Genomic DNA, 23,054 nt, shown 5'->3' with positions numbered 1-23,054 from the left:
GCGACGCGCGGACACACCGGGGCGTGCCCGCGCGTCGGCGGTGGTCCGGGACCGGCGGCCCGGGGCCGCGTCAGTGCGGCGTCGGGACGGGCTGGCCCTTGGAGAGCACCGTCAGGCCGGATTCTGTCACGGTGTAGCCGTTCGCCTCGTCCTCCGCCCGGTCGAAGCCGATGCGCGCGCCCGGGGGCACGACCACGTTCTTGTCCAGGATCGCGTTGCGCACGTGGGCCCCCTCGCCGATCACGACGGAGTCCAGCAGCACCGACTGCTCCACCCACGCCTCGTTGTGCACGCGCACGTCCGTGGAGAGCACGGACTGGGCCACGGTGCCGCCGGAGATGACCACGCCCTGGGAGAGGATCGAGTCGTTCGCCGAGCCGGGGCGGCGGGTGGATGAGCGCACGAGCTTGGCCGGCGGGGAGACGGACTGGCGGGTGTAGAGCGGCCACTCGCGGTTGTAGAGGTTGAACTCCGGCCACGGCTGCACCAGGTCCATGTGCGCGTCGTAGTAGGAGTCCAGGGTGCCGACGTCCCGCCAGTAGTGCTTGCCGGCCGTGCCCCCGGGCACCTCGTTGGCGGTGAAGTCGTACACCCCGGCCTCGCCACGCTCCACGAACAGCGGGATGATGTCCCCGCCCATGTCGTTGTTCGACTCGGGGTTCTCCTCGTCCTGGTTCAGCGCCGCCACGAGGGCGTCCGTGTCGAACACGTAGTTGCCCATCGACGCCAGGAACTGCGTGGGGTCGTCCGGCAGGCCGGGGGTCGTCTCCGGCTTCTCCACGAACGCCGAGATCCGCGTCCTGTCCTGCGGTTCCGTCTCGATCACCCCGAACGAGGAGGCCAGCTCGAGAGGCTGGCGCACCGCGGCCACGGTCGCCTTGGCGCCCGAGGCGATGTGCTGGTCCACCATCTGCTGGAAGTCCATGTGGTAGACGTGGTCCGCGCCGATGACGACGACGATGTCCGGCCGTGCGTCGTGGATCAGGTTCATGGACTGGTAGATGGCGTTCGCGCTGCCCGTGAACCAGTCCTTGCCCCGGCGCTGCTGTGCCGGCACGGAGGCCACGTAGTTGTTCAGCAGCGTGGACATCCGCCACGTCTCGGAGATGTGGCGGTCCAGCGAGTGCGACTTGTACTGCGTCAGCACGACGATCTCGCGGTACCGGCTGTTGACCAGGTTGGACAGCGCGAAGTCGATGAGGCGGTACGTGCCGCCGAACGGGACGGCCGGCTTGGCACGGTCGGCCGTCAGCGGCATCAGGCGCTTGCCCTCACCGCCCGCCAGCACGACCGAGAGGACCTTCTTCTGCACCATCTGCGTCACTCCTCGTGAGCCGGGTCGTCGCGACCCGCACGCGTGCTCGGGGCGTGCGGGGCATCCGTGTCGCCAGACTATCGACCCCCGCCGGGCTGAACTAGGTTGGGGGCGTGCGCATCGACATCGTGAGCAAAGAGTTCCCCCCGTCCATCTACGGCGGTGCCGGCGTCCACGTCGCCGAGCTGACCCGCGTCCTCGCCTCCCGCGCCGACGTCCGCGTGCACGCCTTCGGCGAGCCGCGCGACCCGGACTACCACGGGGCCCGCGTCCTGACGTACCCGAACCCGCCCGGGTTCGACGCCGCCAACGGGGCCGTGCAGACCCTGGCCACCGACCTCACGATCCTCGGCGACCTCGAGGGCGCCGACGTCATCCACTCCCACACCTGGTACGCCAACATGGCGGGCCACCTCGGCAAGCTCCTGCACGAGGCGCCCCACGTCCTGTCCGCGCACTCCCTCGAGCCGCTGCGCCCCTGGAAGGCGGAGCAGCTCGGCGGCGGCTACGCCCTGTCCAGCTGGGCCGAGCGCACGGCCTACCTCGGGGCGGACGCGGTCATCGCGGTCTCGGACGGCATGCGCCGGGACATCCTGGCCTGCTACCCGGACGTGGACCCGGCGAAGGTGCACACGGTCCACAACGGCATCGACACGCAGGTCTGGACCCCGCAGACCGGCACCGCCGCACTGGAGAAGCACGGGATCGATCCGGACAAGCCCTCCGTCGCGTTCGTCGGCCGCATCACGCGCCAGAAGGGCGTGCCGCACCTGCTCCGTGCAGCGCTGCGGCTGCCGGAGGACGTCCAGCTCGTGCTGTGCGTCGGCGCCCCGGACACCGCGGAGCTGGCGCACGAGGTCAACGGGCTGATCGCCGAGCTGCGGCGCACCCGCCAGGGCGTCGTCGTGATCGAGGGGATGATCCCGCGCCACGAGGTGATGGAGATCCTCACGGCCGCCACCGTGTTCGCCTGCCCCTCGGTCTACGAGCCCCTGGGCATCGTCAACCTCGAGGCGATGGCGTGCGGCACCGCCGTCGTCGCCTCCGCCGTGGGCGGCATCCCGGAGGTCGTGCAGGACGGCGAGACCGGCCTGCTCGTCCCCTTCGAGCAGGTCGACGACGGCACGGGGGCACCCGTGGACGAGGAGGGGTTCGCCGCCGACTTCGCGGCCGCGCTCACCCGCGTCGTGGAGGACCCGGAGCGCGCCCGCGCGATGGGTGAGGCCGGCCGGGCCCGTGCGATCGAGCACTTCTCGTGGGAGACCATCGCGGAGCGCACGATCGAGGTCTACGAGGCCGTGCTGCGCTGAGCCCGCCCGACCACGCAGACGGGCCCCCGCCACCGCGAGGTGACGGGGGCCCGTGTGCGTCCGGGGGATGGTCGCGGTCAGCCGCGGCGACCCCGCGCCGCCTTCTCGCGGGCGCGCACGGCCTTCTCGTCCTCCGGCTCCTCGCCGGCGGCCCGGCGGGCCGTGAACCAGGCGTGGGCCTCCTCCTGGCGCTGGGTCTCGGCGTCCGTAGCCACCGCCATGCGCAGGTGCTCGGGCTCGAGGCCGAACGCCTCGACGAGCTCGAGGGCGAAGGGGCGCAGCCGCTCGGCCAGCCGGTTGACGTAGCCGCGCAGGGCCCGGGCACGCTGGCTCGAGACGCGGCCGTGTGCCACGAACCAGCCGAGGTCGTCCTCGATGAGGCGCAGCGCGAAGAGGTCGCGCAGCCACGTCAGGACGGTCTTCGTGGTCTCATCCGTGATGCCCTCCAGGGCGCGGGTGAAGGCCTCCCACTGCAGCAGCTCGCCGTGGTTGCGGGCGGCCTCGATGAGCTCGTGCTGGCGCGTGTTGAACGCCTCCGCCTGGGCCGCCTGGCCCTTGCCCCGGGCCCCCGAGAGGGTGCCGGCGACGTCGGCGGTCTTGGCGCGGACGCGCTCGGTGAGCAGCTCATGCTGCACGGCGGGGTCCTTGAACCAGTTCGCGGAGCGGCGCTCGGACCCGCCGTCGGCCACGGACTGGACGACCTTGTGCAGGCCCGCACGGTGGAGGGCGTCCGAGGCCTGATGGACCACGTAGCGGGAGAGGGCGCCCACATTGAGACGTCCGAACTCCTTCGAGTAGTCGGTCAGCAGACGCTTGCCCACCAGCTGCAGGAGCACCGTGTTGTCGCCCTCGAACGTGACGTACACGTCCAGGTCGGCACGCATCTGGGCCACCCGGTTCTCGGCGAGGAACCCGGCGCCGCCGCACGCCTCGCGGGCCTCCTGCAGGGTGTCCAGGGCGTGCCACGTGGTCAGCGGCTTCACGGCCGCGGCGAGCGTCTCGAGCTCCTGCCGGTCCACGTCCGTGTCGGAGCGGCCGGAGAAGACGTCGTCGAACTTCTCGACGAGCTCGTTGGAGGCGAAGGCGTCCGCGTAGGCGCGGGCCAGGCGGTCGATGAGGCGGCGCTGGTGGTTCTGGTAGTCCAGCAGCACCTCCTCCCGCTGCGGGTCGGAGGCGTTGAACTGGCGGCGCTGCTCCGCGTAGGCCAGCGCACCGTGCAGGCCGAGGAAGGAGGCCGTGGTGGCGGCGAGGGACAGGGAGACGCGGCCCTGGACGAGCGTGCCGAGCATCGTGAAGAAGCGACGCCCGGGGGAGGCGATGGGCGAGGAGTAGGTGCCGTCCTCGGCCACGTCGCCGTAGCGGTTGAGCAGGTTGGTGCGCGGGATGCGGACCTGGGTGAAGTGCAGGCGGCCGTTGTCGATGCCGTTCAGTCCGCCCTTGAGGCCGTCGTCCTCGCCGCCCACGCCGGGCAGGAAGGCGCCCTCCTCGTCCCGGATGGGGACGTAGAAGCAGTGCACGCCGTGGTTGACGCCCCGGGTGATCAGCTGCGCGAAGACCGTGGCCGCCCTGCCGTGCAGCGCGGCGTTGCCGAGGTAGTCCTTCCAGGCGCCCTTGAACGGGGTGTGGATGACGAACTCCTGGGTCGCCTCGTCGTACGTGGCGGTCGTGGCGATCGAGGCGACGTCCGAGCCGTGCCCGATCTCGGTCATGGCGAAGGCGCCCGGGACGCTCAGGTCCATCGCGCCCGGCAGCCACCGGCGGTGGTGCTCCGCGGTGCCCAGGTGCAGGATCGCCGAGCTGAACAGGCCCCACTGCACACCGGCCTTGATCTGCAGGGAGGGGTCGGCCAGCACGAGGTCGCCGAAGGCGGAGAGGTTGCCGCCGTGGTTGTCCTCGCCGCCGAACTCGCGCGGGAAGGCGCGGTGGACCGCGTTGCGCTCCACGAGGACGCCCAGCTGCCGCAGGACGCGGGCGCGGTGCTCGTCCATGCCGAGCATCGGGTCGCGCCACAGGGCGGGGTCCTTGGCGAGTTCGCGGGATTCGCGGCGCTCCGCGGCCCAGCGGCCGAGGAGGGCCTCCTCGAGGGCCGCGGCGTCGAGGGAGCCGGGCGTCGGCCGCTCGGGCGCGATCTCGGCGACGTCGGAGGGGACCTCGGTGCTGGGCGTCGGGGACTGGGGGGCGAGCTTCTCGTGGACGGTCATGACGATGCTCCTGTTCGTGAGTGGGGGCGGGCGCGGTCGGCGTCCGCCGCCGCGGGTTCGAGGGAGGCGCCGGGCGCGGCGCCGATGAGGCCGGTGAGCAGCCAGTCGGCGATGGCGCGGGCCATCGCCTCGACCGGGATGCGACCGGCGGCCGGGGTCCGCAGCCAGGTCTCGGCGGCGGCCCGGACGAGGCCGACGGCGGCACGCGGCCACAGGGCGAGCGGGTCCGCCGGCGCCGGGGCGTGGCCCCGCGCGGCCATCCCGCGCGCCAGGCCCGACTCGAGCACGGCGTAGACGCGCTCGAGGAACGGGCCCAGCACAGGGGCCTCGGCCGCGGCGGGGGACGGGGCGACGGCGAACGCGTACACCTCGGGCGACGTCGCCGCGACCGTGAGGTACACCTCGACCATGCGACGCAGTGCCTCGGGTTCGGAGACCGGTTCGTCCGCGACCTCGAGCAGGCGGCGCTCCATGTGGGCGGTGACCCGCTCGGACACCGCCAGGCGCAGGCCCTCGCGGTCGCCGAAGTAGCGGTAGTAGACCGTCTTGGAGGTCCCCGCGTGGGACGCGATCTCCTCCATCGAGGCGTGTGCGCCCAGGGCGTGCACGGCCGACCGGGCGGCCCGGACCAGTTCCAGACGGCGCTCGGCGCGGTGCCGGTCCCAGCGGACGCTGCGACCGTCCCGGGCGGTGGACGTGACAGGGTTCACGAAACCGAGCGTATCAGGTACTGTGGGTCACAGTCACCCACCCCGCCGGCGTCCGTATCGTCCGGGGTGGAAACGCCCCCGCCGCGTCGGCGGTGGGCCCGCCGTCGAGAGGACCGTCATGACCCACCACGAGACCCCCGCGTCCGAGACCGCCTCCCGCCCCGCCGTCGCCGGTGGAGCGCTGCGCCCCGCCGTCATCCTGGGCGGCAACCGCATCCCGTTCGCCCGTGCCAACACCGCCTATGCCGAGGTCGGGAACCAGGAGATGCTCACGGCCACGCTCGACGGCCTCGTCGCGCGGTTCGGGCTCCAGGGCGAGCGCCTCGGTCAGGTCACCGCCGGCGCCGTCCTCAAGCACCCGCGCAACTTCAACCTCACCCGCGAGGCCGTCCTGGGCTCCGCGCTCTCCGCCGCGACCCCCGCCGCCGACGTCCAGGTGGCCTGCGCCACCGGCATGGAGGCCCTGGGCACCCTGGCCAACAAGATCCGGCTCGGCCAGCTCGACTCCGCCATCGGCGGCGGCGTGGACTCGATCTCGGACGCCCCCGTCTCGCTCTCCGACGGTGCGCGCCGCGTGCTGCTGCAGCTCAACACCGCCAAGACCATGAAGGACCGCCTGCGCGCCCTCGCCCAGCTGCGCCCCGGGCAGCTCGTGCCCGAGCCGGCCGGCGCAGGCGAGCCGCGCACCGGCATGTCCATGGGCGAGCACCAGGCCCTGACCACCCACAAGTGGGGCATCACCCGTCAGGCCCAGGACGAGCTCGCCGCGGCCTCCCACCGGAACCTCGGCGCCGCGTACGCCGCCGGGTACATGGACGATCTGGTGACCCCGTTCCACGGCCTGGCCCGCGACAACAACCTCCGCCCCGACTCCACGCCGGAGAAGCTGGCCGGCCTGAAGCCCGCGTTCGGTCGCCAGCTGGGGGACGAGGCGACCATGACGGCGGCCAACTCCACCCCGCTCACCGACGGCGCCTCCGCGGTGCTGCTCTCCTCCGAGGAGTGGGCCGCCGAGCGCGGGCTTCCCGTGCTCGCCGAGTTCGTGGACATGGAGAACGCCGCCGTGGACTTCGTCGACGGGCACGAGGGCCTGCTCATGGCCCCCGCCTACGCCGTCCCGCGCCTGCTGGCCCGGCACGGGCTCACCCTCGACGACCTCGACTTCGTGGAGATCCACGAGGCGTTCGCCGGCACCGTCCTGTCCACCCTCGCCGCCTGGGAGGACGAGGAGTACTGCCGCGAGCGCCTCGGGCTGCCGGGTGCGCTGGGCTCGGTGGACCGCGCCCGGCTCAACGTGCACGGCTCCTCGTTGGCGGCGGGTCACCCCTTCGCCGCGACCGGCGGCCGCATCGTCGCCCTGCTGGCCAAGATGCTGCACGAGAAGGGGGAGGGCTCCCTCGGCCTCATCTCCGTCTGTGCCGCCGGCGGCCAGGGCATCGTCGCCCTGCTCCGCGGCCGCTGAGCCCCGACCGACCCGACCCGAGAGGACCGACCATGACCGACCGTTACGGCACCTTCGTCGCCTCGCCCCTGGGCCGCCGCCTCACCGGCGCCCTGGGCCTGCCTCAGCCCGTCGAGCTGCGCCGGCACACCCCCGGCGACCCCGTGCTGCCCGGCTCCGTGCTCGTCCTGGGCGCGACCCCCGCAGCCGCGGACGCCCGCACCCTCTTGGCCTCGTGGGGCCTCGAGGTCGCCGACGCCCCCGGGAGGGCGCCCGCCACGCGGCGATCGTCGCGTGCTTCGACGGGGTCGCCACGCCCGCGGACCTCGGCGCGGTGGCACTGGAGATCGGCGGCGCGCTGCGCTCGCTGGGCTCCTCCTCGCGCGTGGTGACGGTGTTCGAGGACCCCGAGGCCGCCACGGACCCGACCCTCCGCGCCGCCCGCCAGGGCGTGACGGGCCTGACCCGCTCCATCGCGCACGAGATGCGCCGCGGCGGCACGGCCAACGGCCTGGTCCTGGGCGAGGGCGTGCCGCTCACCGCCCCCGGTGCGGCCGGCGCGCTGGCGTTCCTGCTCTCCGGCCGCGCGGCGTACGTCTCCGGCCAGTTCGTGCCCGTCGCCACCGCCGACGGCGCGGTCCCCGCCGACGCGGCGCGCCCGCTGGCCGGCAAGGTCGCCGTGGTCACGGGCGCCGCCCGCGGCATCGGCGCCGCCATCGTGCGGACGCTCGCCCGCGACGGGGCCGTCGTCGTCGGCGTGGACGTCCCGGCGGCGGGTGAGGCGCTGGCCGAGGTCGTGAACGAGGTGGGCGGCACCGCGCTCGCCCTGGACATCACGGCGCCGGACGCCGGCGCGCGCATCCTCGAGCACTGCCGCACCCGGCACGGCCGGATGGACGTGGTGGTGCACAACGCCGGGATCACCCGGGACCGGATGCTGGCCAACATGGACGCCGCGCGCTGGGACTCCGTCCTCGCCGTGAACACCACGGCCCAGCTGGCCATGAACGAGGCGTTCCTCGCCGAGGACGCCCGGGACGTGGCGGGTCGGGGGCTGCGCATCGTGGGCCTGGCCTCCATCTCCGGCATCGCGGGCAACCGCGGCCAGACGAACTACGCGGCCTCGAAGGCCGGGGTCATCGGCCTGACCGCGGCGTCCGCCCCGGTCCTCGCGGCCCGCGGGGGCACGATCAACGCGGTGGCCCCGGGCTTCATCGAGACCGAGATGACCGCGAAGATCCCGCTCGCCACGCGCGAGGTGGGCCGGCGGCTCAACGCGCTGCAGCAGGGCGGCCTGCCGCAGGACGTGGCCGAGACGGTGGCCTGGCTCGCCTCGGACGCCGCCGGCGGCACCAACGGGGCCACGCTGCGGGTCTGCGGCCAGTCGAAGCTGGGGGCGTGAGGATGCAGACCACGCAGCTGTCCGCCCCGCCGTCCCTCGGCCGGCTCTACGTCCGGGCCGCGGGGCGGGCCGCCGCGGACGCCGTCGTCCGTCGGCGCCGTCCCCGCGAGCTCCCGGACCGTCAGGTGGTCGTGACCGGCCACCGCATCCCGGCCGAGGCCGTGACCGCGTGGCGCGGGGCCGTCGGGTCCGCGGATCCGGCGGACCTGCCCTCGGTCCTGGTGCACACCCAGGTGTTCGGCGCGGCCATGGAGCTGATGGCCGACCCCGAGTTCCCACTGCCCCTGCCCGGGCTGGTGCACCTGAGCAACACGGTCCTGCACCACCGGCCCGTCCCGGCTGAGACCGCCCTGCGCGTCACCGCGCGTGCGGTGGGTCTCGTCCCGCACCACGCGGGTACGGCCGTGGACGTCGTCGTGACCGTCGAGGGGCCCGGCGACGACGGCGCGGAGGCACTGCTGTGGGAGGGCGTCTCCCGGTACCTCGCCAAGGGCGTCCACCTCTCCGGCCTGCGTCCCGAGCGGCCCGCCCGCCCGGACTTCGTGCCCCCGACGCCGACCGCCCAGTGGCGCTTCGGGACGGGGGCCGGGCGCCGGTACGCGGGCGTCTCCGGCGACTGGAACCCGATCCACCTGACGGGCGTCTCGGCCCGACTGTTCGGCATGAAGGGCGCGATCGCCCACGGGATGTTCCTGGCCGCCCGGATGCTCGAGGGCCGGGAGCCGGCCGGTGCCGGGTTCCGCTGGCACATCGACTTCGAGGCGCCCGTCGTGCTGCCGACCACCGTGGCCGTCCGCTACGAGCCCGGGCCCGACGGCGGCACGCGCGTGTGCGGCTGGGATGCGCGGCGCCGGCGCCCGCACTTCTCCGGGGAGATCACTCCGCTCGAGTCCTGACGGCCATCGGACCCGCGCACCGGCCCGCCGAGACTCGCTGTCTCGGCGGGCCGGTGCGTTCGGGCGGTCAGGCGTCCAGCCCGGGCGACCGCCGCGGCACGGCGGCGACGGCCTCGAGCAGCCCGTCCGCGTAGGCCTCCCACGAGTGGCCGGCGGCGTGGCGCACGGCGCCGGTCCTCAGTGCGGCCCAGGCGTCACGATCCGCCAGGATCTCGGCCAGGGCCTCGGCCCACGCCTCGGGGGTGCCCGCTGTCACGTGGCGGCCGGACACGCCGTCGAGGACCGCGTAGACCAGTCCGCCGACCCGGTGCGCCAGCACGGGCGTGCCGCAGGCCTGTGCCTCGAGGGCGACCAGGCCGTAGGTCTCGGACGCGCTCGGCATCGCCACGACGTCCGCCGCCCGGAACTGGGCGGCGAGGGCGGGCGCGGGCACCGGCCCGGAGAACGTCACCAGGTCGGCGACCCCCTCCCGCGCGGCCAGGCCCGCCAGGTCCAGCTCGTCGTCCCCCGAAGCGGCCCCGTTCACGTGCAGGCGCACCCCCGGGTCGGCGCCCGCGCCACCGGCCCGCTCGCGCAGCACCCCGAGGGCGGCCACGAGCAGGTGCGGGCCCTTGTGCCGCTGCACGCGGCCGGCGAACAGGACGCGCAGGGCCCCGTCGTCCTCCGGGGCGCCCGGCCACTGCGCGGCGCCGTCCGGCGTGAACGTCTCGAGGTCAGCCCCGGGAGGCAGCACCCGGGTGCGGGCGCGAGGCACGTCCAGCAGCTCGCGCAGGTCGGCGACCTCGGCGGCGGAGTTGACCACGAGCAGGTCGGCCCGCCCGACGATCCCGCGCTCGGCCTCGATCCGCGCGGTCGGCTCGCGCAGCTCGGGGTCCTCGAGCATCTTCGCCGCCGCCGTGGTGTGCATGGTCTGCAGGTACGGGGCGTGCGCCGCCCGCGCCAGGGCCGCGGCGGTGGACCCGGAGAGCCAGTAGTGGCCGTGCACGAACGCGACCGGCGGGGCGTCCGTGCCACCGAGGACGGGACCGCCCGGCACGGCGTCCGAGGCGAGCCAGTCCAGGGCCGCGCGGGTGAACTCGGCGCCCAGTCCCGCCAGCTCCTCCTTGGACACGGGAGCGGACGGCCCGGCCGTGAGATCCACCACCGTGACCGGCGGGGCCTGCCCGCCGGCGTCCAGCATCCGGACCCGTGCGCCGTCCGGTCCCACCGGCTCCTCCGCCCGGGTCAGCAGGATCATCCGCACGCCCCGGCGGGCCAGGGCGACGGCGGCCTGCCGCACGTAGACGTTCATGCCGCCCGCGTCGCCGCGGCCGGGCTGGGCCAGGGGGAGGTGTGCAGGCTGACCCCGATCCCCACCGGCACGGACGCCCGCAGTTCGGCGTCCACGGCGTCGAACAGCCGGGGCCGCCGACGCCGAGTCCGCCAGGTCCTCGACGGAGACCATCCGTCCGGCGCCGTCGCCGAGCGGCACGGTCCAGTTCGGGTACTGGTCCTGGAGGGTGCCGGGCTGGTTCTGGATGCGCCGCTCGCCCACGGCGTCCACGAGCGCCACGCTGTGCAGGGCCGAGGGCGCCTGCGCGAGCAGGCGGTGGAGGGCCACGATCTGGCGTTCGCGCACCTCGGGGCCGGCCTCGGGGACGTCCACGTCCGCCTCGGCGAGCAGCCCGCGCCGGGCCGCGGCGGCGAGGAACGCGCGCACCTCCTCCGCCGACCGGCGGCGTTCCTGGGCGACGTCCACGGTGTAGAGGCCCAGCCGTTCGCGCAGGTCCACCTGGACGCCCTCGAGGTAGCCGGCCGTGGGCGGCAGGTCGTGCGTGTTCACCGCCGCCATGGCCAGCCGCCGGTAGCGCTCCGGCGGGTGGGCTCGCCGTCCTCCTGTTCGAACCAGAGGATCGACGTGCCGAGCACGCCGGCCTCGGCCAGGCGGCGCTGCACCCACGGCTCGAACGTGCCGAGGTCCTCGCCCACCACGACGACGCCGGCCCGCTCGGCCTCGAGCGTGAGCACCGCGAGCATCGCCTCGTGGTCGTACTCGACGTACGCGCCCTGGGTGGCGCTGGCGCCCTCCGGGATCCACCACAGGCGGAACAGCCCCAGGACGTGGTCCATCCGGATGCCGCCCGCGCCGCGCAGCACGGTGCGCAGCATGTCCCGGAACGCGGCGTAGCCGGTCTCGGCCAGGCGGCGCGGATGCCAGGGTGCTGCGACCAGTCCTGGCCCAGCTGGTTGAACAGCTCGGGCGGCGCGCCGACGGACATGGTCGGCACCAGCACGTCCCCGAGCATCCACGCGTCGGCGGTCTCGCGGGTCGCCCCGACCGCCAGGTCCACCATGACGCCCATGCGCATGCCGGCCGCCCGGGCCCGCTCCTGCACGCCGGCGAGCTGCTCGGCGGCGATCCACTGCACCCAGCGGTGCAGGTCGACGTCGGTCGCGCGTTCGACGCGGACCCGCTCGGCCTCGACCCCGCCCGGCGCCCAGGCCGGGTCGGCGAGATCGGGCCCGGTGCCGTCGCCGTCCAGGCGCAGGACGGACCAGAGGGCGAAGTCGTCCAGGCCCGGGCCGGCCTCGGCGCGGAACCGCGCGTAGGCGGCCTCGCGCTCGGGGGAGCGGGGCACCTCGTGCACGCGGCGCAGCGCGGGCCACAGGACGGCGGCGACGGCAGCCCGATCGATCCGGCCGGTGCGCTCCAGCTCCGCCTGGACGCGGGCGCCGGCCGACCGCAGCTCCGCCTGCTCCGCGGCCGGCAGGTCGGCGAACTCGGGGATCGAGGGCACGTGCACGACCAGCGCCGAGAAGAACCGACGGGAGACGGGGGAGTAGGGGGAGTCCGCCGGATGGGGGCCGGGCTCGACCGCGTGCAGGGGGTGCAGCAGCAGGAAGTCGGCACCGTGCCGGGCGACGATCTCGGCCAGGGACGCCATGTCCGCCGCGTCGCCGATGCCCCACGAGTCCGCCGAGGTCACCGAGTAGCCCTGCGCGGCCGCGCCCCAGCCGCGGCGCTCGAGGAAGGGACGCGCCGTGCTCAGCCGGGTCGGGGCGCAGACCAGGACCGCGGAGGCGGTGGAGCCGGAGCCGCTGGTCACCTCCAGCCGGTGCCAGCCCGGGGCGAGGTCGGCGGGGATCTGCACGTGGACGCGCTCGCGCTCGACGCCGTCCACGAGGCGGACCTCGGACACCGGCTCGCTCACGCTCACCTCGAGGGTCCGCCCGTCCTCCGTGTGCACGCGGGCCACGACCGGCTCGCCCGCGGCCACGTGGCACGGCACGGACAGGCGGTGGCCGGACCGGGCGGCCACGGTGGGCGGGAGCACGTCCCGCCAGGGGGCCGTCTCCGCCTCCTCCAGCGCCTCGGCCAGAGCGGCGACCCCGTCCGGACGGACCGACACCCCGAGGGCGGCGAGCACCTTCACGAGGGCCTCGTCCGGCACGGTCTGGGCCGAGCCGTCCTGCCCGACGTACTCGGGCTGCACCCCGTGGGCTCGCGCGAGCCGGTGCAGCAGTGCGGGGGCTTCCAGGGCCATCGGGTCCTCCATGCCGTCGTGCGGTTCCACCGACGGCGCCTGCCGTCGCACGGACACCACTCTAGAGGGGACGCCGGGCCGGGGAACACGCAGGGCCCCGGTCGTGACGACCGGGGCCCTGCTGCTCGACGAGCGGTGCGCGAGGGGGGACTTGAACCCCCACGTCCTTGCGGACACAGCGACCTCAACGCTGCGCGTCTACCAATTCCGCCACTCGCGCTCATCGGTGGAGCCCTGGGAGAGGCTCCGTCGCCCGCCGCGTTCCGGTCCTGTCCGGTCCGTCCCGCTCCGGGCAACTCGAGAAAGATAGCACGGGTTCGGGCTAGGCTCAAAACCATGGTCGAGAACATCGAGAACCCCGCCCGCTCGCGCCCCGAGGACCGCGTCGTGGAGATCTGCCGCGACCTCATCCGGATCGACACCACCAACCGCGGGGGCAACGTCTCCGTCGGTGAGCCCGAGGCCGCGGAGTACTGCGCCCGGCTCATGGCCGAGGCGGGGATGACCCCCCGCTTCTTCGAGTCGGCGCCGGGCCGGGTCTCCGTCGTCGGGCACCTGCCGGGCTGGGATCCGGAGGCGCCGGGGCTCGTCATCCACGGGCACACGGACGTGGTCCCCGCCGAGGCGGACGAGTGGAGCGTGGACCCGTTCGGCGCCGAGCTCAAGGACGGCATGATCTGGGGGCGCGGCGCCGTGGACATGAAGGGCATGGACGCCATGGTGCTCGCGGTGCTGCTGCACCTGGCCCGCACGGGCCGCCGGCCGCGGCGCCCCCTGACGATCGCGTTCTTCTCCGACGAGGAGGCCGGCGGCGTCTACGGCGCACGCTGGGTCGTGGACCACCACCCCGAGGTGTTCGACGGGTGCACCGAGGCGATCTCCGAGGTGGGCGGCTTCTCCACCGAGGTGCACGGCTCGCGCGCCTACCTCGTGCAGACCGCGGAGAAGGGGCTCGCCTGGCTCAACCTCACCGCACAGGGCGCCCCCGGGCACGGCTCGGCCCCGCACCCGGACAACGCGGTCACCCGGCTGGCCGGCGCCATGACCCGCATCGGCGGGCACGAGTGGCCGCTCGTGTACACCAAGACCACGCGCGCGCTGCTCGAACAGGTGGCCGAGATCATGGGCGTGGACTTCGACGAGACGGACCCGACGCCGCAGCTCGACGCGCTCGGGCAGGCCCGGTCCTGGGTGGCCGGCACCCTGCGCACCTCGTCCAACCCGACGGGGCTGACCGCCGGCTACAAGCACAACGTCATCCCGTCCTCGGCCACCGGCACCGTGGACGTGCGCCTGATCCCCGGGGAGGAGGAGTCCGCCCTCGCCACGATCGCCGAACTCGCCGGTCCGGACGTGACCATCGCACCCGAGCACCGGGACGTCGCCCTGGAGACCCCCTTCTCCGGGGACCTGGTGGAGCTGATGATCGCCTCGCTGCAGGCGGAGGACCCCGAGGCCCAGGTGCTGCCGTTCATGCTCGGCGGGGGCACGGACAACAAGTCCCTCTCCCGGCTGGGCATCACCGGCTACGGCTTCGCGCCCATGCGCCTGCCCGCCGACCTGGCCTTCACGTCCCTGTTCCACGGCATCGACGAGCGGGTGCCCGTGGACGCGCTCGAGTTCGGCTGCCGGGTGCTCGAGCGGATGCTGGAGCCACGCTGATCCGGGCCGCGGGCGGCGACGACGGCCGGGACGGCGTCGTCGCGTCCGCGCCTCAGAGGGTCTGCAGGGTCGAGGCCACGCGCATCACCCGGCGGCGCATCCAGTAGCGGCGCGCCCCGTCGCGGTAGTGCACGGAGCGCTGCAGCTCCCATTGGCCGTACTCCGCGTGCTCCACGAGGCGCCGCCGGGCGTCGGCGAGGGACTCGTGGGCGGCGACCGTCATCACCAGGTACTCCCACTTCTGTCCGCGGGAGATCGCGTCGAGGGTCGAGGACATCAGCTGTTCACGCACCCGCCCATCCTGGCAGACGGACTCGGGTCCGGCGGCCGGTCCCGTACGGCCCACCCCTGGCCGCGTCACCGGCCACCGGGTTACCGTTCACCCATGAGCTCTGACGCCCGCATGGCCCTCGAGGCCCTCACCACCGCCCTGAACGAACACCTCGTGGCCGCGCAGAACAAGCGGGGCGAGGACGACCCCGCCGTCGAAGCCGCCTTCTTCGCCGTGGCCGACGCCTTCGAGGCCTACGAGGACGCCCTGTACGCGGACACCGAGGAGGTCACCCCGCTCGACCTCTTCGACGACGAGGACGACGACGACTGACCGTCCTGCTCGTGACGGATCGCACGGCCCCGGGTTCCCACCCGGGGCCGTGGCGTACAGTGACCCTCCGTGACGTGGATCGAAGCCATCATCCTGGGCCTGGTGCAGGGCCTCACGGAGTTCCTGCCCATCTCCTCCTCCGCCCACATCCGCATCGTGGGCGAGTTCCTGCCCTCCGCGACCGACCCGGGGGCGGCCTTCACGGCCATCACGCAGCTCGGCACGGAGCTGGCGGTCCTCATCTACTTCTGGCGCGACATCACCCGCATCATCGGCCGGTGGTGCGCCGCGGTCACGGGGCGGATCCCGCACTCGGACCCCGATGCGCGCATGGGCTGGCTGATCATCGTGGGCTCGATCCCGATCGCGGTCCTGGGCCTGCTGCTGGAGGACTGGATCGACACGGAGTTCCGGTCGCTGTGGATCACGGCGACCATGCTCATCGTGTTCGGCGTCCTGCTCGCCCTGGCGGACCGGTTCGGCCGTCAGACCAAGCCGCTCGAGAAGCTCACCGTGCGGGACGGCGTCCTCTACGGCCTGGCCCAGGCCCTCGCGCTGATCCCGGGCGTCTCGCGCTCCGGCGGCACCATCGCGGCCGGCCTGGCCATGGGCTACACCCGGCCCGCCGCCACCCGCTACGCGTTCCTGCTGGCGGTGCCCGCCGTGTTCGCCTCCGGCCTGTACAAGCTGTACACCTCGCTCACCGATCCCGGCACGCAGGGCCCGTACGGCATGGGGGAGACGCTGGTCGCGACCGTGATCGCCTTCGTGGTGGCCTACGCGGTCATCGCCTGGCTCATGCGCTTCATCAGCACCAACTCGTACCTGCCGTTCGTCTGGTACCGCATCCTCCTGGGCGGCGCCCTGTTCGCCCTGCTGGGCGCGGGCGTCATCAGCGCCTGAGCCCGCTCCCGCCGCCGGGCATGGCGGCCCGGCCCCGCCGAACCACCCCGATCTGAGGAGTCCCGTGAAGTCCTGGAGCACCCCCGCCCCGCCCGCCGTGCCGAGCCGCCCCGACCGGCTGCGGCTGCACGACACCGCCACGGGACGGACCCGGCATCCGGGCAACGACGCGCAGCGCGCCTCGCTGTACGTCTGCGGGATCACCCCGTACGACGCGACGCATCTCGGCCACGCGAGCACCTATGTGGCCTTCGACCTGCTGCACCGCTACTGGCGCGCGGCCGGTCTCGAGGTCGCCTACGTCCAGAACGTGACCGACGTGGACGACCCCCTGCTCGAGCGGGCCGAGGCGACCGGCGTCGACTGGCGCGCGCTCGCCGAGGAGCAGACCGACCTGTTCCGTGCGGACATGGCCGCCCTCGAGGTGCTCGCCCCGGACCACTACGTCGGCGCGACCGAGGCGGTGGGCCTGGTGGTGGACGCCGTCGAGACGATGCTGGCGGCGGGCCGGGCCTACCGCGTGCCGGGCGGCGACGGCGAGCCCGACGGGGACGTCTACTTCGACGTCCGCGCGGCCCAGTCCGCGACCGACTGGCGCCTCGGGCAGGTCTCCGCGATGGGCCCGGACGAGATGGCCGCGGTGTTCCCGGAGCGGGGAGGCGATCCCGACCGCCCCGGCAAGCACGACCCGCTGGACCCGCTGCTGTGGCGCGTGCACCGCGAGGGCGAGCCTGCCTGGGACGGTCGGTCGCTCGGCTCCGGCCGGCCCGGCTGGCACATCGAGTGCTCCGTGATCTCCCGGGCCCACCTGCCGGCGCCGTTCACGGTGCAGGGCGGCGGCTCCGACCTGCGGTTCCCGCACCACGAGTTCTCCGCCGCGCACGCCACCGCCGTCGACGGCCTGCCGCTCGCGCACACCTACGCGCACACCGGCATGGTGGCCCTGGACGGCGAGAAGATGTCCAAGTCCCTCGGCAACCTCGAACTCGTCTCCCGCCTGCGGGCGCGGGGCGTCGAGCCGGTGGCCGTCCGCGCGGCGATCCTCGCGCACCACTACCGGTCGGACTGGGAGTGGTCCGAGCAGGTGCTGGCCGACGCCCAGGCGCGGGTGGCCCGCTGGCGCGCCGCCCTGGACGGACCGCACGCCGCCGCCGGCGTCGCCGTGCTGGACGCGGTCCACGCGGCGCTCTCGGACGACCTCGACGCCCCCGCGCGCTGGAGGCCCTCGACGCATGGGCGGCCGGCACCCTGCCGGGCCTGGCCGAGGCCGCCGCCGACCCGGTGCCGGTGGTCGACGTCGTGGCGGCGCTGCTGGGTCTGCGCCTGCGCTGACCCCGCCGGGCGCGGCCGGGCGTCAGCGTCCGCCGCGCCCGCGCAGGTAGCGCTCGAACTCCCGCGCGATCGACTCGCCCGAGGCCTCCGGCAGCTGCTGGGTGTCCTGGGCCTCCTCGAGCTGCCGGACATAGGCGGCGACGTCCGGGTCCTCGGCGGCCAGCTCGTCCACGCCGCGCTGCCAGGCCCTCGCGTCGTCCTCCAGCCCGCGCGTGGACACGCTCACGTGCAGCAGGTCCTCGACCGCCTCGACCAGCCCGAGCAGCGTCTTGGGGGAGGGCGCCTGGGCCACGTAGTGGGGCACCGTCCCCCACAGCGAGAGGCTCGGCAGGCCGCGGCGCGCGGCCTCGTCCGCGATGACGCCGATGATCCCGGTGGGCCCCTCGTAGACCGGACGGTCCGCGCCGACGGCCACCCGCACGTCCACGAGCGGCGAGGTCGGGCGGGCGCGCAGGGGCCGGGTGTGGGGCACGTCCGCCAGCAGCGCGCCCAGCGTCACGACGGCGTCCACGTCACGCGCGTCGGCCGCCGTGAACAGCTCCTCGAGGAACGCGCGCCACCGCACGTTCGGCTCCACGCCGACGGCGAGGAGCACACGCACCCCGTCCGGCGGGGCAGCCTCGCCCGCGACGGGCCGACCCTCACGGTCCAGGAGCGCCTCGTGCAGGGTGACCGCCGGCCAGTCCAGCGTCCCCAGCCCGTCGGCGTCGCGCCGGACCAGGGGTCGAGTGACCTGGTAGTCGTAGAACTCGCCGTCGCACACCCGTCCCGCGTCCGCCGCGTCCCACTGCTCCCGCAGCGCGCCCAGGGCCCCGGTCGCGGCCTCCCCGGCGTCGTTCCACCCCTCGAAGGCCAGCAACAGGACCGTGGGGGCCCGCCGCCCGGCCTCGAGCTCGTCCACGGTCGCCGTCAGGTGGGTCCGCAGCGGGCCCAGGACGTCGTCCGGCTGGTCCTCGGAGGTAGCGTCGGTCATGGCGGCCAGCCTAGACACGGCCCGACGACGGGGCCACGGCCCGCGACCCGCCCCGCACACCCCGGCGGCGGCGCTCGATAGGATGCACTCCATGCCCCGCCACCCCGCGCCCGCCCCGGACGACCGTGCCCGCCGCCTGCCACGCGCCGTCCTGTGGGACATGGACGGCACCCTCGTGGACACGGAGCCCCTGTGGAACGCCGTCCAGCGCCGCCTGGTGGTCGAGCACGGCGGCACCTGGTCGGATGACCTGGCCGCCTCCCTCGTGGGACGCCCCCTCGACGAGGGAGCGCGCCGCCTGCAGGAGGCCGGGCTGGACCTGCCCGTGCAGCGGATCATCGACCTGACGATGGACGAGGTCGTCCAGGGGGTCGTCCGTGGGGTGCCATGGCGGCCGGGTGCCCGGGAGCTGCTCGTCGCGCTCGCCGAGGCCGGCGTGCCGGGCGCCCTCGTGACGATGTCCCATGCCCCACTGGCGCGTGCGCTGGCCGAGCGGGCGCCGGCGGGCACCCTGGACGTCGTCGTCTCGGGGGACATGGTCTCCCGGGGCAAGCCCGACCCGGAGGCGTACCGGCTGGGCCTGCAGCTGCTGGCCGAGCGGACACCGGGGCTGACGGCCGCCGACTGTGTGGCGGTCGAGGACTCCCCGGTGGGCGTCGGCGCGGCCGTGGCCGCGGGCCTGCCGACGGTCGGCGTGCCCAGCGTGCTGCCGTTGCCGGCGGGGCTCGCGACCGTCGAGTGGACGACGCTCGCCGGCCGCACGCCGGCCGACCTCGCCGCGGTCCGCCGGATCGCCGCCGCGCGCGGGCCTGGGGCGGACGGGGCCGGATGAGCGGGCCCGCCTCCGTCCGGCTGGGCACGATCGCCGGCGCACCGGTGCGCCTGTTCTGGTCCTGGCTCCTGATCGCCGCGGTCATCACCCTCGCGTTCGGCCCGCAGATCCAGCGCGCGCTGCCCTCGATCGGCGGCGGCGCCTACGGGGTGGCCCTGGGGTACGCCGTGCTCCTGGCCCTCTCCGTCCTGGTCCACGAGGCCGCCCACGCCCTCACCGGCCGCGCCTTCGGCCAGCGCACCGAGGAGATCGCGCTCACCCTGTGGGGCGGGCACACCCAGTTCCGCAGCCCGTCCGCCCGACCGCTGGACACGGTCCTCACCGCGATGGCCGGCCCCGCCGCGAACCTCGTGCTCGCGGGCCTCGCCCATCTGGCGGCCCGCGCCGTGCCCGGCCCGTCCGTCCCCGCCCTGCTGCTCGAGGTCACGGTGTGGGCCAACCTCCTCCTGGCCGCGTTCAACGCGCTGCCGGGCACCCCGCTCGACGGCGGCCGCATGGTCGAGTCCGCCGTCTGGGCCGCCACCGGCTCCCGGGCCCGTGGCGTCGAGGCGGCCGGCTGGGCCGGGCGCGTCGTCGCGGTGGGCGTCCTCGCGGCGGTGTTCGGCCCCCGACCCTCGCAGGCCGCGCGCCGGACCTGTTCGTCGTCGTCCTGGCGGCCTGGGTCGCCCTCACGCTGTGGCGGGGCGCGGACGACGCCGTGCGCCACGGGCGCTGGAGCCGCCGGCTGGAGACCCTGCGGCTCGAGCAGGTCGAGGCGCCCGCCATCGCCCTGCCCGAGCACCTCAGCGTCGCCGAGGCCCTGGCCCAGGCGGACGGCGGCCGCCGCGCCGTCGTGGCCGTGGACGGGGCCGGTCGGCCCCGCGGCGTGCTGGACCACACGGCCGCGGCGGGCCTCACCCCGGCGCGCCGCACGACCACCGCCCTGGCCGCGGTCGCCGTCGCGCTGGCCCCGGAGGCCGTCCTCGTCCGCGACGACGTCCCCGCCGCCGGTCCCGACCTGGCCGCCCACCTGGCCGACCCCCAGACCCCCGTGTGGGTGCTGACCGACGCGCACGGCCTCGTGCGCTCCGTGGTGCCCCGCGAGACGATCCTCGCCGCCGTCGACGCGACGCGGCGTCCCTGAACCGAAGGAGCCCCCCATGACCGAACCCACCGGCGTGAGCGCGCGCCGCGGCCCCCTGCGGGCCGGCCAGCGCGTGCAGATCAAGGACGCGAAGGGCCGCCTCAACACGATCACCCTGCTGCCCGGCGGGGAGTTCCACAGCTACCAGGGCGTGCTGCGGCACGACGACCTGATCGGCGGCTTCGAGGGCGTCGTGGTCGAGAACTCGGCCGGCCAGCCGTACCAGGTGCTGCGCCCCCTGCTGAACGACTTCGTCCTGTCCATGCCCCGCGGCGCCACGGTGGTCTACCCGAAGGACGCGGCGCAGATCGTGCAGCAGGCGGACATCTTCCCGGGCGCCGTCGTGGTCGAGGCCGGCGTGGGCTCCGGCGCCCTGTCCATGTCCCTGCTGCGCGCCGTGGGCGACCACGGTCGCCTGCACTCCTACGAGCGCCGCCCGGAGTTCGCGGACGTCGCCCGGGCCAATGTGGAGGCCTTCTTCGGCGCCGAGCACCCCGCCTGGTCGGTGCACCTCGGCGACGCGCAGGAGGAGATGCCCAAGGTCCACGAGCCGGGCTCCGTGGACCGGGTGGTCCTGGACATGCTGGCCCCCTGGGAATGCCTCGACGCCGTCGCCGAGGTCCTGGCCCCCGGCGGTGTGTGGCTGAACTACGTGGCCACCGCCACCCAGCTCTCCCGCGTGGCCGAGGCCATCCGGGACTCGGGCCGCTTCACGCAGGTCGAGGCCAACGAGACCCTCGTGCGCGGCTGGCACCTGGACGGGCTCGCCGTGCGCCCCGACCACCGCATGGTCGCGCACACCGGCTTCCTCCTCACGGCCCGCCGCCTGGCCTCGGGCGAGGAGGCGCTGCGCCTGAAGAAGCGCTCCAAGGTCTCCGAGTTCAAGGCCGAGGACGTCGAGGCCTGGCAGCCGGCCGACGAGGCCCGGTGGACGCCCGAGGCCCTCGGCGAACGGCCGATCACGGACAAGAAGGCGCGCAAGGCGGCGAAGGAGGCCCGCCTCATGGCCGCGCGGTCACGCGCCGCCGAGCAGGGCGTGGACGCGTACGGTGGGAGGACCCCGACCGGGGAGCAGGACTGAGTGGACGGAGCACCGGTGGACCACCACGCGCAATCAGGCACGGAGCACGCCGAGCAGCGCCTCGCCGAGGCGCGGGAGCTGCTGCGGCAGTCCCAGGCCGAGGCCGAACGGCTGCGGCACCAGCTGCAGTCCGCCCAGCGGCACGCCGCCGGCCTGAGCGAACGCCGTCGGGCCGCCGAGGCCCAGACGCAGACGGCCGCCCGCAACAACCGGCGCATGGTCGAGCTGCTCGAGGCCACGCGCGCCGAGATCACGACGCTCAAGGAGAACCTGGACGCCGTCACGCATCCGCCGTTCACCTTCGCCACCCTCGAGGCCGTCCACGCCCCGCGCGAGCCCGAGGAGGGCGTGGAGACCGGCGCCGTGGTGCGCGGGGGAGCGGACGTCGTGCAGAACGGCCGGCGGCTGCGCGTGACGGTCTCCCCGCTGCTCGACGCCGCCCGCCTCACCCCCGGCGCCCAGGTGCTGCTGGACGAGTCCAGCTCGATCGTCGGCGTCGCCCCGGGCACGGGGTCGGGTCAGCTGCTGCGCGTCAAGGAGGCGCTGCCCGACGGCGGCCTCGTCCTGGCCGGCACGGCGGACGAGGAGCGCGTGGTGCGGCGCGCGCCCGCGCTGGAGGGCGTCGACCTGCGCCACGGGGACGCCGTCACCGTGGACGCCCGCATCGAATGGGCGCTGCGGCGGGTCGAGCTGTCCGAGGTGGACGAGGTGCTGCTCGAAGAGGTCCCGGACGTCACGTTCGAGGACATCGGCGGCCTCGGCCCGCAGATCGACCGGATCCGCGAGGCCGTCGAGATCCCGTTCCTGCACCCCGAGGTCTACCGTGAGCACGGCCTGCGCGCCCCCAAGGGGATCATGCTGTACGGCCCGCCCGGCACCGGCAAGACCATGCTCGCCAAGGCCGTGGCCAACGCCCTCTCGGCCCGCAGCGCGGACGGCGAGCGCTCGTTCTTCCTCAACGTCAAGGGACCCGAGCTGCTGAACAAGTACGTGGGCGAGACCGAGCGGCAGATCCGCGTCATCTTCGACCGGGCCCGGGAGAAGGCCGACGCCGGCTTCCCCGTGGTCATCTTCTTCGACGAGATGGAGTCGCTGTTCCGCACGCGCGGCTCCGGCGTCTCCTCGGACGTGGAGACCACGATCGTCCCGCAGCTGCTCACCGAGATCGACGGCGTCGAGGCCCTCGAGAACGTGATCGTCATCGGCGCCTCCAACCGCGAGGACATGATCGACCCGGCCGTGCTCCGCCCCGGCCGGCTGGACGTGAAGATCCGCGTGGACCGTCCCGACGCCGCCGGCGCCGCGGAGATCATGGCCAAGCACCTCACCGTAGACGTGCCCCTGCACGCCGACGACGTCGCGGCGGCCGGCTCCGCGGACGCGGCCCGCGCGACGCTCATCGCCCGAACGGTCGCCGCCCTCTACGACCGCGGCGCGGACACCGCGCTGGCGGAGCTGACGGACGTGTCCGGCACGACCCACGCCCTGCACCTGGCCGACCTCGTCTCGGGCGCCGTGGTGGCCGACGTCGTGGACCGCGCCAAGCGGCACGCGGTGCGCGACTACCTCGCCGCCGGCCAGGCCCCGGCCGCGCTCGGCGTCCGCGAGGGCCACCTGCGCGAGGCCGTGGCCGCGGTGCTGGAGGACCAGACGGACCTGCTGGCCACGGTCGCGCCCGCCGAGTGGGCGCGCACCTCCGGCTGGCGCGGTCCTCGGCTGCGCTCGCTGCGCATGGTCCGGGGGTC

15 protein-coding genes, 1 tRNA gene and 6 pseudogenes are annotated in these 23,054 nt (G+C 74.8%); 13 read left to right on the top strand and 9 right to left on the bottom strand.

Going from position 1 to position 23,054, the window contains the following annotated elements:
- Positions 1–70 precede the first annotated feature (70 nt).
- Complete coding sequence (glgC, locus tag POD19_RS09435) at positions 71–1,315, bottom strand: glucose-1-phosphate adenylyltransferase (RefSeq protein ID WP_144826634.1); 1,245 nt, start codon at positions 1,313–1,315, stop codon at positions 71–73.
- Positions 1,316–1,428: 113 nt separating this feature from the next.
- Between glgC and glgA the strand changes: the two genes are divergently transcribed.
- Positions 1,429–2,625 (top strand): glycogen synthase, encoded by a 1,197-nt coding sequence (glgA, locus tag POD19_RS09430; RefSeq protein ID WP_340309443.1) that lies wholly within the window; start codon positions 1,429–1,431, stop codon positions 2,623–2,625.
- 77 nt (positions 2,626–2,702) lie between these two features.
- On the opposite strand, the gene POD19_RS09425 is transcribed toward glgA, so the two are convergent.
- Together POD19_RS09425 and POD19_RS09420 are read right to left on the bottom strand one after the other, a co-directional pair.
- Positions 2,703–4,826, bottom strand: a complete 2,124-nt coding sequence (locus POD19_RS09425; RefSeq protein WP_340309442.1) for an acyl-CoA dehydrogenase family protein — start codon at positions 4,824–4,826, stop codon at positions 2,703–2,705.
- Positions 4,823–5,536, bottom strand: a complete 714-nt coding sequence (locus POD19_RS09420) for a TetR/AcrR family transcriptional regulator (protein WP_340309441.1) — start codon at positions 5,534–5,536, stop codon at positions 4,823–4,825. The genes POD19_RS09425 and POD19_RS09420 overlap by 4 nt, the downstream gene beginning before the upstream one ends.
- A 118-nt stretch (positions 5,537–5,654) precedes the next feature.
- Here POD19_RS09420 and POD19_RS09415 point away from each other — a divergent pair, with 118 nt between their 5' ends.
- From POD19_RS09415 to POD19_RS09405, 3 genes and pseudogenes are all read left to right on the top strand, one after another.
- Positions 5,655–6,998: an acetyl-CoA C-acetyltransferase gene (locus POD19_RS09415; RefSeq protein WP_036315208.1), complete on the top strand. Its 1,344-nt coding sequence runs from the start codon at positions 5,655–5,657 to the stop codon at positions 6,996–6,998.
- 32 nt (positions 6,999–7,030) lie between these two features.
- Positions 7,031–8,379 (top strand): annotated as a pseudogene (locus POD19_RS09410) (3-oxoacyl-ACP reductase).
- A gap of 2 nt (positions 8,380–8,381) precedes the next feature.
- Positions 8,382–9,275 (top strand): MaoC/PaaZ C-terminal domain-containing protein, encoded by an 894-nt coding sequence (locus POD19_RS09405; RefSeq protein ID WP_340309514.1) that lies wholly within the window; start codon positions 8,382–8,384, stop codon positions 9,273–9,275.
- Between the two features lie 67 nt (positions 9,276–9,342).
- Here POD19_RS09405 and POD19_RS09400 read toward each other — a convergent pair whose 3' ends face one another.
- The 4 genes and pseudogenes from POD19_RS09400 to POD19_RS09385 form a co-directional block, all read right to left on the bottom strand.
- Positions 9,343–10,512 carry a glycosyltransferase gene (locus tag POD19_RS09400; RefSeq protein WP_340309513.1) on the bottom strand — a complete coding sequence of 390 codons (1,170 nt, stop codon included), beginning with the start codon at positions 10,510–10,512 and terminating at the stop codon, positions 9,343–9,345.
- 285 nt (positions 10,513–10,797) lie between these two features.
- A pseudogene (locus POD19_RS09395) lies at positions 10,798–11,423 on the bottom strand (4-alpha-glucanotransferase); the annotation flags it as partial.
- A 116-nt stretch (positions 11,424–11,539) separates the two neighbouring features.
- Positions 11,540–12,799, bottom strand: a pseudogene (locus POD19_RS09390) (4-alpha-glucanotransferase); the annotation flags it as partial.
- A gap of 136 nt (positions 12,800–12,935) precedes the next feature.
- Positions 12,936–13,019, bottom strand: a tRNA-Leu gene (locus tag POD19_RS09385).
- 116 nt (positions 13,020–13,135) lie between these two features.
- On the opposite strand from POD19_RS09385, the gene POD19_RS09380 reads away from it, so the two are divergent.
- Entirely contained in the window at positions 13,136–14,461 is a 1,326-nt protein-coding gene (locus POD19_RS09380) for a M20/M25/M40 family metallo-hydrolase (protein WP_340309440.1), read from the top strand.
- Between the two features lie 52 nt (positions 14,462–14,513).
- On the opposite strand, the gene POD19_RS09375 is transcribed toward POD19_RS09380, so the two are convergent.
- Entirely contained in the window at positions 14,514–14,753 is a 240-nt protein-coding gene (locus POD19_RS09375) for a DUF5703 family protein (protein ID WP_036315193.1), read from the bottom strand.
- A 93-nt stretch (positions 14,754–14,846) separates the two neighbouring features.
- Here POD19_RS09375 and POD19_RS09370 point away from each other — a divergent pair, with 93 nt between their 5' ends.
- From POD19_RS09370 to mshC, 3 genes and pseudogenes are all read left to right on the top strand, one after another.
- Positions 14,847–15,065, top strand: coding sequence for a hypothetical protein (locus POD19_RS09370; protein ID WP_036315190.1), 219 nt, complete (start codon positions 14,847–14,849; stop codon positions 15,063–15,065).
- 69 nt (positions 15,066–15,134) lie between these two features.
- Positions 15,135–15,968 (top strand): undecaprenyl-diphosphate phosphatase, encoded by an 834-nt coding sequence (locus tag POD19_RS09365; RefSeq protein WP_340309439.1) that lies wholly within the window; start codon positions 15,135–15,137, stop codon positions 15,966–15,968.
- A 64-nt stretch (positions 15,969–16,032) separates the two neighbouring features.
- Positions 16,033–17,300 (top strand): annotated as a pseudogene (mshC, locus tag POD19_RS09360) (cysteine--1-D-myo-inosityl 2-amino-2-deoxy-alpha-D-glucopyranoside ligase).
- A 22-nt stretch (positions 17,301–17,322) separates the two neighbouring features.
- Here the strand turns inward: mshC and POD19_RS09355 are convergent.
- Positions 17,323–18,273: a proteasome assembly chaperone family protein gene (locus tag POD19_RS09355; RefSeq protein ID WP_036315178.1), complete on the bottom strand. Its 951-nt coding sequence runs from the start codon at positions 18,271–18,273 to the stop codon at positions 17,323–17,325.
- Positions 18,274–18,364: 91 nt separating this feature from the next.
- On the opposite strand from POD19_RS09355, the gene POD19_RS09350 reads away from it, so the two are divergent.
- The 5 genes and pseudogenes from POD19_RS09350 to arc form a co-directional block, all read left to right on the top strand.
- The gene (locus POD19_RS09350) at positions 18,365–19,105 is read left to right on the top strand and encodes an HAD family hydrolase (RefSeq protein ID WP_095695724.1); all 741 of its coding nucleotides are present in this window, start codon (positions 18,365–18,367) and stop codon (positions 19,103–19,105) included.
- Positions 19,102–19,581, top strand: a pseudogene (locus POD19_RS09345) (M50 family metallopeptidase); the annotation flags it as partial. The gene POD19_RS09350 and the pseudogene POD19_RS09345, both read left to right, overlap by 4 nt.
- A gap of 221 nt (positions 19,582–19,802) precedes the next feature.
- Positions 19,803–20,228: a hypothetical protein gene (locus POD19_RS09340; protein ID WP_340309519.1), complete on the top strand. Its 426-nt coding sequence runs from the start codon at positions 19,803–19,805 to the stop codon at positions 20,226–20,228.
- Positions 20,229–20,244: 16 nt separating this feature from the next.
- Positions 20,245–21,309 (top strand): tRNA (adenine-N1)-methyltransferase, encoded by a 1,065-nt coding sequence (locus tag POD19_RS09335; protein WP_119217277.1) that lies wholly within the window; start codon positions 20,245–20,247, stop codon positions 21,307–21,309.
- Positions 21,310–23,052 (top strand): annotated as a pseudogene (gene arc, locus POD19_RS09330) (proteasome ATPase); the annotation flags it as partial.
- Between the last annotated feature and the right edge of the window lie 2 nt (positions 23,053–23,054).

Origin of the sequence: Micrococcus sp. GPGPB33 (assembly GCF_037853785.1) — a bacterium.
Lineage (GTDB): Bacteria > Actinomycetota > Actinomycetes > Actinomycetales > Micrococcaceae > Micrococcus > Micrococcus luteus.
Note: the sequence above shows the minus strand (reverse complement) of the source record. Positions and strands in the feature narration are given on the sequence as shown.

Coding starts and splice junctions, on each gene's coding strand:
- glgC (WP_144826634.1), bottom strand. CDS start 1,315: ATGGTGCAGAAGAAGGTCCTCTCGGTCGTGCTGGCGGGCGGTGAGGGC.
- POD19_RS09425 (WP_340309442.1), bottom strand. CDS start 4,826: ATGACCGTCCACGAGAAGCTCGCCCCCCAGTCCCCGACGCCCAGCACC.
- POD19_RS09415 (WP_036315208.1), top strand. CDS start 5,655: ATGACCCACCACGAGACCCCCGCGTCCGAGACCGCCTCCCGCCCCGCC.
- POD19_RS09405 (WP_340309514.1), top strand. CDS start 8,382: ATGCAGACCACGCAGCTGTCCGCCCCGCCGTCCCTCGGCCGGCTCTAC.
- POD19_RS09400 (WP_340309513.1), bottom strand. CDS start 10,512: ATGATCCTGCTGACCCGGGCGGAGGAGCCGGTGGGACCGGACGGCGCA.
- POD19_RS09380 (WP_340309440.1), top strand. CDS start 13,136: ATGGTCGAGAACATCGAGAACCCCGCCCGCTCGCGCCCCGAGGACCGC.
- POD19_RS09370 (WP_036315190.1), top strand. CDS start 14,847: ATGAGCTCTGACGCCCGCATGGCCCTCGAGGCCCTCACCACCGCCCTG.
- POD19_RS09355 (WP_036315178.1), bottom strand. CDS start 18,273: ATGACCGACGCTACCTCCGAGGACCAGCCGGACGACGTCCTGGGCCCG.
- POD19_RS09350 (WP_095695724.1), top strand. CDS start 18,365: ATGCCCCGCCACCCCGCGCCCGCCCCGGACGACCGTGCCCGCCGCCTG.
- POD19_RS09335 (WP_119217277.1), top strand. CDS start 20,245: ATGACCGAACCCACCGGCGTGAGCGCGCGCCGCGGCCCCCTGCGGGCC.